Raw genomic sequence first — 11,418 nt, 5'->3', positions numbered from 1 at the left:
TCACTCAATGGCAGGTCATAGCAAGTGGGCCAATATCCAGCATCGCAAGGGCGCTCAGGACGCCAAGCGGGGCAAGCTGTTCACCAAGCTGATTCGGGAGATCACCGTATCGGCCCGGAGCGGGGGCGGCGATCACGCGAATAACCCGCGCTTGAGGGCGGCGATGGACAAGGCCCTCTCCGCCAATATGTCCAAGGACACCATCGAACGAGCCATCAAGAAAGGTACCGGCGCTGCGGATGGCGACCATTATGAGGAAGTGCGCTACGAGGGCTACGGCCCCGGCGGCATTGCGGTGATGGTGGATTGCCTGACCGACAATCGCAACCGCACGGTTTCCGAGGTGCGCCATGCCTTCACCAAGGCGGGCGGTAATCTGGGCACCGACGGCTCCGTGGCCTATCTGTTTTCCAAGGCCGGGATCATCAGTTATCCCGCGGGTGTCGATGAAGACCGCTTGATGGAAGCGGCGCTCGAAGCCGGCGCGGATGATGTCGTCAGCAACGGCGACGGCTCGGTCGATGTGCTGGTCGGCCCGGAGCAATTCGAAGCCGTGCGGGACACGCTGGTGCAGGCCGGACTCGCGCCGGAGAGCGCTGAGGTAACCATGCGCGCCAGCACCAGCGTATCTTTGGATAAGGACGATGCGGAAAAGATGATCCGTCTTCTGGAGCGGCTGGAAGATTTGGACGACGTGCAAAATGTGTATTCCAACGCCGATATCAGCGAGGACATCCTCGCCCAAATCGCTTAAAGAGGCGGCGTGACGGTCGTTTTAGGGTTGGACCCCGGCTCGCGGCGCACCGGCTACGGCATCATTCGCGATAGCGGCAAAGCTCCCGTCTTGATTGCCTGCGGGTGTATCCGTACGGAAACGGATCGTTTTCCCGAGCGCCTCAAGCAAATATACGACGGGGTCTATAAAATCGCGCTTGAATTTCGGCCCGACGAACTGGCCATCGAGCAAGTATTCATGCACAAGAATGCCGATTCGGCCTTGAAGCTGGGACAGGCCCGGGGCGCGGCCATCTGCGGCGGTCTCGCGGCAGGTTTGCCGGTGCATGAATATGCCGCGCGGCAGGTGAAGCAGGCTCTGGTCGGCAAAGGCAGCGCGGACAAGCTGCAAGTTCAGCACATGGTGCGTTTCCTTCTCAAATTTTCCGATCCGCTGCAACTGGACGCCAGCGACGCGCTGGGCGTGGCCTTGTGCCATATTCACCACCGGCAGACCTTGCGGCGTCTGCAACTGGCCGGAGTGGTGGCGCGATGATCGGATTTCTGCGCGGATTGGTGGTCGCCAAGAAACCGCCCTCGCTTTTGCTGGATGTGCGCGGAGTGGGATACGAGCTCGACGCGCCGATGTCCACCTTTTACAAGCTGCCGGAGATCGGCGAAGAGGTGACGTTGTACACCCATCTGGCGATACGCGAGGATGCCCACAGCCTGTTCGGCTTCGTGTCCGAAGCGGAACGCGCCTTGTTCCGCAGTCTGATCCGGGTCAGCGGCGTCGGCGCGAAACTGGCCCTGGCCATACTGTCCGGCCTGAGCGCCGAGGAATTCCGCCGCTGCGTGGAAGTGCAGGACGCCGCCCGGCTGGTGCGCCTGCCCGGAGTCGGCAAGAAAACCGCGGAACGCTTGATCATCGAATTGCGCGATCGCCTGCCCGAACTGCCCACGGTCCATCTGCCCGGAGCCGGAGCCTTGCCGATGCCGACGGCGAGTCCGGCGGACGATGCGGTCAGCGCATTGATCGCCCTGGGGTTCAAGCCACAGGACGCCAACAGCCTGGTGCGGAAAGTTCCGGTCGACGGCAAGAGCAGCGAAGAGATCATCCGGTCGGCCTTGCAGTCGTCGGCGAAGTGACAACCGGCCGAACTTTGATACGATAGAATCCAAGCGTCATGGCCAATCCAGCGATCAAGCCCGCGACCTACGAAGACATTCTCGCCCTTCCGCCCAATCTGGTGGGAGAAATCGTTTACGGGCGCCTGATCACCCATCCCCGTCCGGCGCCGCGCCATGCGCGGGCATCGTCGAATCTCGGGGTTCGGATCGGCGGTCCTTTCGATCTGGGTGATGGCGGCCCCGGCGGCTGGTGGATCCTGGACGAGCCGGAGCTTCATCTCGGTGGGCACGTCCTGGTGCCGGACCTGGCCGGATGGCGGCGAGAGCGAATGCCGCGCCTGCCGGATGTTGCCTGGTTCGAATGCGTACCGGACTGGGTTTGCGAAGTCCTGTCGCCGTCTACGGCCCGCGACGACCGCGTCGAAAAGCTGCCGCTCTACGGCTCCCTGGGCGTGGCGCATGCCTGGCTGGTCGACCCGGACACGCGGATTCTCGAAGCCTACGAAAATCAGCAGGGGCGCTGGTTGCTGGCGCAGACCCATGCCGGCGACAGCCGGGTTTCCGTCCCGCCCTTCGAAGCCGTCGAATGGGCGCTGGGGGAGCTGTGGGCGGAGTAATCGCCACTCAAAAGACTGTATAGCATCTTAAATCATGCCCACCCACCGTCTCATCAATCCCGCCGGCTCCCCGGACGAAGACGCGGTCGACCGCGCCATCCGCCCGCGCCGCCTGGACGACTATATCGGCCAGGCGGCCATGCGCGAGCAGATGGCGATCTTCATCCGGGCCGCCCAGGCTCGGCGCGAGGCTTTGGATCACGTTCTGATTTTCGGCCCGCCGGGACTCGGCAAGACCACCCTGGCCAACATCATCGCCAACGAAATGGGCGTCGGCATACGCCAGACTTCGGGGCCGGTTCTGGAAAAGGCGGGCGATTTGGCGGCCTTGCTCACCAATCTGGAGCCGCGCGACGTTCTTTTCATCGACGAAATCCATCGCCTGAGTCCGATGGTGGAGGAGGTCCTCTACCCGGCGATGGAGGATTACCAGATCGACATCATGATCGGCGAAGGCCCGGCGGCGCGTTCGATCAAGCTGGATATCCCGCCGTTTACCCTGGTGGGCGCGACCACCCGGGCCGGCCTTCTGACGTCGCCGTTGCGGGATCGATTCGGCATCGTCCATCGTCTCGAGTTTTACACGCCCGAGGAATTGACCCTGATCGTCAGTCGCTCGGCTAAAATTCTCGGCGTCGAAATGAGTCCCGAAGGCGCTCGTGAAATCGCCTGCCGGTCGCGCGGAACGCCGCGCATCGCCAACCGGCTGTTGCGGCGGGTCCGCGATTTTGCCGAAGTCATGGCGGACGGCCGGGTCACCGCCGAAATCGCCGGCAAGGCGCTGGAAATGCTGAACGTCGACCGCAACGGTTTCGACCCGCTCGACCGCAAGCTGCTCCGCACGATGATCGATAAATTCGAGGGCGGCCCGGTGGGGCTCGACAACATCGCCGCCGCGATCAGCGAAGAGCGCGGCACGATCGAGGACGTCCTGGAACCTTATCTGATCCAGCAAGGTTTCATCATGCGCACGCCGCGAGGCCGGGTCGCGACGCGCACGGCCTATCTTCATTTCGGACTGGAGCCGCCGAAAGCGGCCAATGTGAACGAGGAGCTTTTTTAGTTGGGGGATATTTCCGAACAAAGCGGGTTCCGCTGGCCCGTCCGCGTGTATTACGAAGACACCGATGCCGGCGGCGTGGTTTATCACGCCAGTTATCTCCGATTTTTCGAGCGCGCCAGGACCGAGTTTCTTCGGTCGTTGGGTTTCGAACAGGACGCCCTTAGGACCCGCTACGGCATCTTGTTCGCCGTCCGCTCGATGCAGATCGACTATGTGAAGGCGGCGCGGTTCAACGAGACGCTCTGGGTATCCGCCGAAGTGGAGCAGTTGAAATCGGCGAGCCTGACCTTCAAACAACTGGCGATGCGGCAAGAAGACGACCAACTCGTGTGCGAGGCGCGGGCTCGCGTCGTTTGCCTCATCGCCGAAACTTTCCGGCCCACGGCCATTCCTGAATTTTTATTGCAACGGCTAAAAAATGACCTCTGAACTCTCCATATTCAAGCTAATCGGCGAAGCGAGCCCGGTGGTCCAGATCGTGATGCTGATTCTGGTTTTGGCATCGATCGTCTCATGGACCTTCATTTTCTCGAAATACAAGGAAATCAAGCGAGCCGAGGAAACCTCGGAGGAGTTCGAGGAACGTTTCTGGTCGGGAATAGACCTGGCCGACCTTTACCGGCAACTGGCCAAGGAAGATCACGCGACCGAGGGACTCGAAAATATTTTTATGGCGGGATTCAAAGAATTCGCGCGGCTCCGGCAACAGCCGAACATCGGCGCCGATGCCGTCATGGAAGGCGCCCAGCGCGTGATGCGCGTAGCCCTGAACCGCGAACTGGAAAGCCTGGACGAGCGCTTGCCGTTCCTCGCGACAGTCGGCTCGACGAGTCCCTACGTCGGACTGTTCGGCACCGTGTGGGGCATCATGAACTCGTTCCGCTCGCTCGGCAGCGTCAAGCAGGCGACTCTGGCCATGGTGGCGCCCGGCATTTCCGAAGCGCTGGTGGCGACCGCCATGGGCTTGTTCGCCGCGATTCCGGCGGTCATGGCCTACAACCGCTATTCGACCGAAATAGGGCGGCTGGCCAGTCGCTACGAGGCTTTTACTGACGAATTCTTGAGCTTACTGCATCGCCAGGCGCACGCAAAATGAACGTATCATCCGGGGGGAGCGGGCGCGGCCGCCGCCGCAGGCCCATGGCCGAAATCAACGTCGTTCCGTATATCGACGTTTCCTTGGTGCTGCTGATCATATTCATGGTCACGGCGCCGCTGCTCCAAACCGGGGTCGACGTGGAACTGCCCCAGGCCGAGGCGAAAACCGTCGATCCGCAACAGGATCTGCCCATCATCGTATCGATCGATGCCGAAGGCCGGCTGTTCGTGGATGCCGGCAACCAGGAGGATGTCGAAGTGGGGTCCGACGAGCTTACCGCCAAAGTCACGGAAGCCCTCCAGAAAAAGCCGGGGCTCGCGGTCTTGATCCGGGGCGATAAGGCGGTGGATTACGGCAAAGTCGTGATGGTCATGGCCTCGCTCAAAAACGCCGGCGTCCCGAGCGTCGGGCTGATGACGGGGCCGGCCGAAGACGAATGAGCCATTCCGATTTCAAACGCTATCGCGGTCCGGTCGGGCTGTCGCTGGCGCTGCATGCCGTCCTGATCCTGCTTTTTGCGGTCCGGTTCGATTCGGTCACGCCGGTCGAGCAACCGCCGCAACCGGAAATCATTCAGGCGACGGCGGTCGACGAAATTCAGGTCGAGCGCGTTCAGCGGACCACACAACGTCAAGAGCAGGCGCGGCAGGAAAAGTTGGAGCAGCAACGCCAGGCTGCCGCCGCTCAGCAGGAGAAACTTGAGCGGGAAAAGCGTGCTCAAGCCGAACTGGAGGCTCAGAAAGCTGCGGCCGAAGAAAGAAAGCGCCAGGAGGAAGTCAAGCGCCTCGCCGATCAGAAGCGCAAAGCCGACGAATCCAGGCAAGCCGAACTGAAAGCCAAGCGTAAGGCGGAAGAGCAGGCCTTGCGCAAGGCCGAGGCCGAGGCGAAAAAACGCCAGGAAGAAGAACGTCGTCAGGCGGAAGCCGAAGCCAAGCGCCAGGCGGAAGAAGACGCGCGCAAAAAAGCCGAGGCCGAAGCCCAGGCCAAACGTCAAGCGGAAGCCGAGGCGAAGCGGAAGGCCGAGCTGGAAGCGAAGCAGAAAGCCGAGGCCGAAGCGAAACGGCAAGCGGAGCTTCAAGCCAAGCAGAAGGCCGAAGCGGAAGCCCGGCGCAAGGCTGAAGAAGCGAAAGAAAGAGCGGAAGCTGAAGCGAAGCGTCAGGCGGAGCAAGAAGCACGCCGGAAACTCGAAGCCGAAACGAAGAAGCGCGAAGAGGAACAGCGCCGCGCGGTCGAACTCGAAGCGAAGCGTCAGGCCGAATTGGAGGCCAAGCGCAAAGCCGAGGCCGAGACGAAAAAACGCCAGGAAGAAGAACGCCGCCAGGCGGAAGCCGAAGCGAAGCGGAAGGCTGAGCTGGAAGCCAGGCAAAAAGCCGAAGCCGAGGCAAAACGGAAGGCTGAGCTGGAAGCCAGGCAAAAAGCCGAAGCCGAGGCAAAACGGAAGGCTGAGCTGGAAGCCAGGCAAAAAGCCGAAGCCGAGGCAAAACGGAAGGCTGAGCTGGAAGCCAGGCAAAAAGCCGAAGCCGAGGCAAAACGGAAGGCTGAACTGGAAGCCAGGCAGAAGGCCGAGGCGGAGGCGAAGCGCAAAGCCGAAGCCGAGGCGAAGCGTCAGGCCGAGCTCGAAGCCAAACGCCGGGCCGAAGAGGAGGCGAAGCGCAAAGCGGAGCTCGAAGCCAAGCGGAAGACCGAAGCGGAAGCGCGCCGAAAGGCCGAGCTGGAGGCCAAGCTCAAGGCCGAGGAAGAAGCTCGCCGGAAAGCGGAAGCCGAGGCGAAACGGAAGGCCGCGGAAGAGGCCCGCCGCCAGCAGGCCGAGCGCGAATTGGCGTTGCGCGAGCAACTCGAGGAAGAAAACCGCGCCGCGATGGAGCAGCAGGCCAAGAAAGCAGCAAGCGATTGGGCGAATATGTACATCAAGCCGAAAGTCACCCGGTCTTGGCTCCGTCCGCCTTCCGCGAAGAGCGGGCTGTCCTGTAAAATTCAGGTCCGCCTGTTGCCGGGCGGCGAAGTGGCGGATGCTCAGGTGGTCAGCAGCAGCGGCGACCCGGCTTTCGATCGATCCGCCGAGGCGGCGGTCCGCAAAGCGTCGCCCTTGCCCTGGCCTCCCGATCCGAAGGTGGCGGAACAGCTCCGCTCATTTACATTCACATTCAAGCCCGAATGATTCTTGTCCAGGTGTTTGATGAATAAACGATTTCGCAGCTCGATCTTTTTGAGCGCTTTGCTCATTTTCTTCAGCGGTTGGGCGCGTTCCGAATTAAACGTGCAGATTACCCAAGGCGTCGAAGGCGCCATGCCGATTGCCGTGGTGCCTTTCGGCCAGCCGATGTTGTCGGGCGACAATATCGGGAGCATCGTTGCGGCCGATTTGGCGCGCAGCGGCCGCTTCAAGCCTTTGGCGGAAAACGAGATGCTGGAAACGCCGACGGCGCCCGAGCAGGTCAGATTCCGCACCTGGCAGGCTTTGGGACAGGATCATCTGGTCATCGGACGGGTACAGGCGGGGGCCGGTAGCCAGTATGAAGCCGAGTTTTTCCTGTACGACGCGATCAAGGGCACGCTGCTGACCAGCGCCAGAATTCCGTTCAATGCGCCGGAGACGCGCCGCACCGCGCATCGCATCGCCGACATCGTTTACCAGCAGTTGACCGGCGAGCCCGGCGCTTTCGCGACCCGCGTGGCGTACGTCACGATGACCGGCAGCGGTCCCCGCGACCGGCAGTATCGCCTCCAGATCGCCGATACCGACGGGTATAACCCGCAAACCATCATCAGTTCGGCCGAACCTCTCATGTCCCCGGCCTGGTCGCCGGACGGCAAGCGGGTCGCTTACGTATCGTTCGAGAACAAGACTTCGGCCATTTTCATCCAGACCCTCGCGACCGGCGAGCGTCAGAAAGTGTCCGACGCTCCCGGCATCAATGGCGCGCCGGCCTGGTCGCCGGACGGTTCCCAACTAGCGCTGACCTTGTCCAAGGACGGCAATCCGGATGTTTACGTGATGAATCTGGCCTCTCGCTCGCTGCGCCGGATAACCGATCATATCGGCATCGATACCGAGCCGAACTGGTCGCGGGACGGCAGAAGCATCGTGTTCACGTCGGATCGCGGCGGAAAGCCGCAGCTCTATATCGTGCCGTCCTCCGGCGGACCGGCGCAGCGCTTGACCTACGAAGGCGACTATAACGCGCGCGGCGTGTTCTCGCCCGACGGGCGCAGCATTGCGATGGTCCACGGCAACGGCGGCGACTACCGGATCGCCGTGATGGACTTGCAGACCAGAGCGCTGCGCGTGCTGACCAAGGGGCGTCTGGACGAATCGCCGGGCTTCGCGCCCAACGGCAGCATGATCCTCTATGCCTCCAAAATGGGCGGGGTAGGGCAACTGGCCGCCGTTTCCATAGACGGCAAGGTTCAGCAGAGCCTTCGCATCGACAGCGGACAGGTGCGCGAGCCGGCGTGGTCTCCGTAGAAAACCGAGGCGGCAGCGGGGTTGGCGCGAAGCCGCAAGCTGATAATAACCCGTGGATTCGATTCATTTTTGTTAGTGGGGAAACACATGAAACTTCTCAAGACCGCATTGGTCGTTTTTATGGTCTCTTTTGCCCTGAGCGGCTGTAGCTCCAAGGGCGGCGCGCAAGGCGAAGGTGTTGCCGACGGCGGCATGGACGGCGGCGCGGGCGGCCCGCAGATCAGCAAGTACGGCGAAGGTGCGGATGGCGGAGCGTACGGCGGCGGCTCCGGTTACGGCGCGGGCGCCGGGGGTACGGGCGACCCGATGCTGGACGATCCGTCCAGTCCCTTGTCCAAGCGGGTCATCTATTTCATGTACGATAGCTACGAAGTGCTGCCGGAATACCAGCAGGTCGTCAGCGCTCACGCCAATTATCTGGCGTCCCATCCGGAGCGCAACGTCATTCTGGAAGGGCACGCCGACGAGCGCGGCTCTCCCGAATACAACATCGCACTGGGCGAGCAGCGGGCCAAGGCGGTGGCCAAGATGATGCAATTCCAGGGCGCCACCGACGGCCAGATGCAAGTGGTCAGTTTCGGCGAGGAAAAGCCGGCCGTCTCGGGCCACGATGAATCGGCCTGGCAGCAGAATCGTCGGGTGGAAATTTTCTATTCGGGGCACTGATCGATATGCATTTTAAAAAGCCGGTTTTCGCATCGCTGTTCCTGGGATCGCTGTATGGGGCGGCTGCTTGCGCCCAGCAATACGACCAGATATACGATCGACGATACGATCAAAATCAAACCGGCTACGGGGTGCCTACCCTCGAGGAGCGCGTCTCCCAACTGGAGAAGCGTCTCTCGGGGAACACTCTGATGGAGATGTTCAATCGGATGGAGCAGTTGCAGGGCGAAGTGCTCAAGCTCCGCGGGGAAATGGAAGAACTTTCCCATAAGCTCGAAGTGGCCCAACAGCAGCAGCGGGACATGTATACGGATCTGGATCAACGGATGCAGCAGTTGTCCGCCGGCGCCGCGGCGCCGGCGGCCGCTCCGTCCGATGCCGGTCTAACGGTTCCCGCAGGACCGGCGCCGCAAACGCCCGCGCCGGCGGCCGATTCCGGCAATCGCCAGGCGGCCTATCAGAAAGCGTTCGGTATTTTGAAAGAAGGAAAATACCCGGAAGCGATCAAGGAATTCAAAAGCTTCGTCGCGGCCTATCCGACCGGCGAATACGCCGACAATGCGCATTACTGGCTTGCGGAAGCGTACTATGTCAGCCGCGACTTCAACGCATCGCGCGATACGTTCCGGAAAGTCATCAAGGACTTTCCGCAGAGCAGCAAAGTGCCGGACGCCTTGCTGAAGCTCGGTTTCATCGAGTATGACACGGGGCAAAAAGCGAACGCGAAAGAATTGCTGACCGAAGTGGTCAAGCGCTATCCCGACTCCAGCGCCGCAAAAATGGCGGAGAAACGGCTGGATAAGCTACGGCAAGAAGCGAAGCGCTGAGCGCTTATGAAAAAACCTGCTGCGCGACCCGATTCCGCCCCTGCGATGCTCACCGTACTACTTGTACGGCTGCGCTTTCATGCCGCACATTCCCTGTGCAGCACCCTTCGGACGGCGCTGCCGTGCAAATCGGCCCTCCTGCCGATCTGTCAGGGACGGACTCGGACCGCTCGCGACGGTTTTTTTCACGACCTCTGATTTTTGGCAGCGCCTGATTCGTGAATCGACTTCGAATAACCGAAATCTTCTACTCCCTGCAAGGGGAGTCCCGCACCGTGGGGCTGCCGACGGTGTTCGTCCGCCTGACGGGCTGTCCGTTGCGTTGCGTGTATTGCGACACGGCTTATGCATTCGGCGGCGGCCATAAAATGTCGATAGACGAAATCGTGGAGGAAATCGGGTCGTATCGCCCCCGATACGTGACCGTCACGGGCGGAGAGCCCTTGGCGCAGCGCGGTTGTCTCGCCTTGCTGGATACTCTGGTCGATAAGGGCTACGAGGTTTCGCTGGAGACCAGCGGTGCGCTGGATGTGTCGGAAGTCAACCCGAAAGTCGTCAAGGTTCTGGATCTCAAGACGCCCTCGTCCGGCGAGGAATCGAAGAATCGCTACAGGAACCTGGACTTTCTCGATCGAAAAGATCAGCTCAAGTTCGTGATCATGAACGATGCCGATTACCAATGGGCCAAGGCCAAGATGGAAGAGCACGGTTTGCCCGAGCGCTGCGAAGTGCTTTTTTCGCCTGCCATAGGCACGCAAAATCCTGCGGAACTTGCCGAGAAGGTCCTGCGCGACCGTTTGAAGGTTCGCTTTCAAGTGCAGTTACACAAGATTCTCTGGGGCGACATGCCCGGACATTGATCCTAGAAACGGCCGTTGACCGCTTAGATGCACCATAAAAGTCATATGAACCCGGACTGCCTTTTCTTTGATTCGCGTCACCGTTTAGGAAACGCCGCTACGCACCCGATGACACGGCGGGCGGGCCGCCTGGCGGCGTGCTTCTCCTCCTTGCGGGAGACTACCCCACGGCGTCGTCGCGCCCCTTCGACCAAGCTCAGGACAGGCCCTTCGGCAGGGCTCAGGACAGGCTTGCCATCCGGCCCGCCCGCCATACCCCAGGGTGCGTCCAACGGCCGTTTCTAGGATCATGAAAAAAGCGGTTGTTTTGCTTTCCGGCGGACTCGATTCGGCGACGACCCTGGCGGTCGCGAAGTCGCAAGGATACGCCTGTCACGCCCTCAGTTTCGATTACGGACAGCGGCATGGCGCGGAGCTCGACGCCGCCCGCCGCATAGCGCAGAGCTGCGGCGCGATCGAACACAAGGTCATCCGGATCGGCCTCGGCGAGTTCGGCGGCTCGGCGCTTACCGACAGCCGCATCGCCGTGCCGGACAGCCCGCAAGAAGGCATTCCGGTCACTTATGTGCCCGCGCGGAACACGGTTTTTCTCGCATTCGCCCTCGGCTGGGCGGAAGTGCTGGGCAGCGCGGACATATTTCTTGGCGTGAACGCCGTCGACTATTCCGGTTACCCGGATTGCCGGCCGGAATATATCGAGGCTTTCGAGCGTCTGGCCAATTTGGCGACCAAGGCCGGGGTAGAGGGGGTGCGGTTCAAGGTGCATGCCCCGCTGATCGCGCTGAAAAAGGCCGAAATCATCCGCATCGGGATGGGTTTGGGCGTCGATTATGCGCTGACCGTGTCCTGCTATGCCGCGGACGAGCAAGGAAGAGCCTGCGGGTCTTGCGATTCGTGCCGCTTCCGGAAAATCGGCTTCGCCGAAGCCGGCGTCGCGGACCCGACGCGCTACACGTTTTAGACGGGCAGGGCGCC

14 protein-coding genes are annotated in these 11,418 nt (G+C 61.5%); all 14 read left to right on the top strand.

Going from position 1 to position 11,418, the window contains the following annotated elements; genetic code table 11:
* Positions 1 to 7: 7 nt before the first annotated feature.
* The 14 genes from ACWJKU_RS12750 (at position 8) to queC (ending at position 11,404) form a co-directional block, all read left to right on the top strand.
* On the top strand, positions 8 to 754 hold the full coding sequence (locus tag ACWJKU_RS12750; protein ID WP_454142678.1) for a YebC/PmpR family DNA-binding transcriptional regulator: 747 nt from the start codon (positions 8 to 10) through the stop codon (positions 752 to 754).
* A gap of 9 nt (positions 755 to 763) precedes the next feature.
* On the top strand, positions 764 to 1,270 hold the full coding sequence (gene ruvC, locus ACWJKU_RS12745) for a crossover junction endodeoxyribonuclease RuvC (protein ID WP_454142677.1): 507 nt from the start codon (positions 764 to 766) through the stop codon (positions 1,268 to 1,270).
* The gene (gene ruvA, locus ACWJKU_RS12740; RefSeq protein ID WP_454142676.1) at positions 1,267 to 1,863 is read left to right on the top strand and encodes a Holliday junction branch migration protein RuvA; all 597 of its coding nucleotides are present in this window, start codon (positions 1,267 to 1,269) and stop codon (positions 1,861 to 1,863) included. The genes ruvC and ruvA overlap by 4 nt, the downstream gene beginning before the upstream one ends.
* Before the next feature lie 38 nt (positions 1,864 to 1,901).
* Positions 1,902 to 2,462, top strand: a complete 561-nt coding sequence (locus tag ACWJKU_RS12735) for a Uma2 family endonuclease (protein WP_454142675.1) — start codon at positions 1,902 to 1,904, stop codon at positions 2,460 to 2,462.
* A 34-nt stretch (positions 2,463 to 2,496) separates the two neighbouring features.
* Positions 2,497 to 3,525: a Holliday junction branch migration DNA helicase RuvB gene (ruvB, locus tag ACWJKU_RS12730; RefSeq protein WP_454142674.1), complete on the top strand. Its 1,029-nt coding sequence runs from the start codon at positions 2,497 to 2,499 to the stop codon at positions 3,523 to 3,525.
* Positions 3,526 to 3,954, top strand: a complete 429-nt coding sequence (ybgC, locus tag ACWJKU_RS12725) for a tol-pal system-associated acyl-CoA thioesterase (RefSeq protein ID WP_454142673.1) — start codon at positions 3,526 to 3,528, stop codon at positions 3,952 to 3,954.
* The gene (gene tolQ / locus ACWJKU_RS12720; RefSeq protein ID WP_454142672.1) at positions 3,944 to 4,621 is read left to right on the top strand and encodes a protein TolQ; all 678 of its coding nucleotides are present in this window, start codon (positions 3,944 to 3,946) and stop codon (positions 4,619 to 4,621) included. Before ybgC ends, tolQ begins: the two co-directional genes overlap by 11 nt.
* The gene (tolR, locus tag ACWJKU_RS12715; protein WP_454142671.1) at positions 4,618 to 5,064 is read left to right on the top strand and encodes a protein TolR; all 447 of its coding nucleotides are present in this window, start codon (positions 4,618 to 4,620) and stop codon (positions 5,062 to 5,064) included. Before tolQ ends, tolR begins: the two co-directional genes overlap by 4 nt.
* On the top strand, positions 5,061 to 6,782 hold the full coding sequence (gene tolA / locus ACWJKU_RS12710; RefSeq protein ID WP_454142670.1) for a cell envelope integrity protein TolA: 1,722 nt from the start codon (positions 5,061 to 5,063) through the stop codon (positions 6,780 to 6,782). Before tolR ends, tolA begins: the two co-directional genes overlap by 4 nt.
* An 18-nt stretch (positions 6,783 to 6,800) precedes the next feature.
* A complete protein-coding gene (gene tolB, locus ACWJKU_RS12705) occupies positions 6,801 to 8,090 on the top strand; it encodes a Tol-Pal system beta propeller repeat protein TolB (protein ID WP_454142669.1) in 1,290 nt (429 codons plus the stop codon).
* An 87-nt stretch (positions 8,091 to 8,177) separates the two neighbouring features.
* Positions 8,178 to 8,756 (top strand): peptidoglycan-associated lipoprotein Pal, encoded by a 579-nt coding sequence (pal, locus tag ACWJKU_RS12700; RefSeq protein ID WP_454142668.1) that lies wholly within the window; start codon positions 8,178 to 8,180, stop codon positions 8,754 to 8,756.
* Between the two features lie 5 nt (positions 8,757 to 8,761).
* Positions 8,762 to 9,583, top strand: a complete 822-nt coding sequence (gene ybgF, locus ACWJKU_RS12695) for a tol-pal system protein YbgF (protein ID WP_454142667.1) — start codon at positions 8,762 to 8,764, stop codon at positions 9,581 to 9,583.
* A 218-nt stretch (positions 9,584 to 9,801) separates the two neighbouring features.
* Positions 9,802 to 10,443: a 7-carboxy-7-deazaguanine synthase QueE gene (gene queE, locus ACWJKU_RS12690; RefSeq protein ID WP_454142666.1), complete on the top strand. Its 642-nt coding sequence runs from the start codon at positions 9,802 to 9,804 to the stop codon at positions 10,441 to 10,443.
* 289 nt (positions 10,444 to 10,732) lie between these two features.
* Positions 10,733 to 11,404, top strand: a complete 672-nt coding sequence (queC, locus tag ACWJKU_RS12685; RefSeq protein ID WP_454142665.1) for a 7-cyano-7-deazaguanine synthase QueC — start codon at positions 10,733 to 10,735, stop codon at positions 11,402 to 11,404.
* Positions 11,405 to 11,418: the final 14 nt, after the last annotated feature.

The sequence above is a fragment of the Methylocaldum sp. MU1018 genome (genome assembly GCF_053646775.1).
Note: the sequence above shows the minus strand (reverse complement) of the source record. Positions and strands in the feature narration are given on the sequence as shown.

What these genes read in the sequence shown, in the direction of transcription:
- ACWJKU_RS12750 (WP_454142678.1), top strand. Translation starts at nt 8, where the DNA reads ATGGCAGGTCATAGCAAGTGGGCCAATATCCAGCATCGCAAGGGCGCT.
- ruvA (WP_454142676.1), top strand. Translation starts at nt 1,267, where the DNA reads ATGATCGGATTTCTGCGCGGATTGGTGGTCGCCAAGAAACCGCCCTCG.
- ACWJKU_RS12735 (WP_454142675.1), top strand. Translation starts at nt 1,902, where the DNA reads ATGGCCAATCCAGCGATCAAGCCCGCGACCTACGAAGACATTCTCGCC.
- ruvB (WP_454142674.1), top strand. Translation starts at nt 2,497, where the DNA reads ATGCCCACCCACCGTCTCATCAATCCCGCCGGCTCCCCGGACGAAGAC.
- tolQ (WP_454142672.1), top strand. Translation starts at nt 3,944, where the DNA reads ATGACCTCTGAACTCTCCATATTCAAGCTAATCGGCGAAGCGAGCCCG.
- tolR (WP_454142671.1), top strand. Translation starts at nt 4,618, where the DNA reads ATGAACGTATCATCCGGGGGGAGCGGGCGCGGCCGCCGCCGCAGGCCC.
- tolA (WP_454142670.1), top strand. Translation starts at nt 5,061, where the DNA reads ATGAGCCATTCCGATTTCAAACGCTATCGCGGTCCGGTCGGGCTGTCG.
- tolB (WP_454142669.1), top strand. Translation starts at nt 6,801, where the DNA reads ATGAATAAACGATTTCGCAGCTCGATCTTTTTGAGCGCTTTGCTCATT.
- pal (WP_454142668.1), top strand. Translation starts at nt 8,178, where the DNA reads ATGAAACTTCTCAAGACCGCATTGGTCGTTTTTATGGTCTCTTTTGCC.
- ybgF (WP_454142667.1), top strand. Translation starts at nt 8,762, where the DNA reads ATGCATTTTAAAAAGCCGGTTTTCGCATCGCTGTTCCTGGGATCGCTG.
- queC (WP_454142665.1), top strand. Translation starts at nt 10,733, where the DNA reads ATGAAAAAAGCGGTTGTTTTGCTTTCCGGCGGACTCGATTCGGCGACG.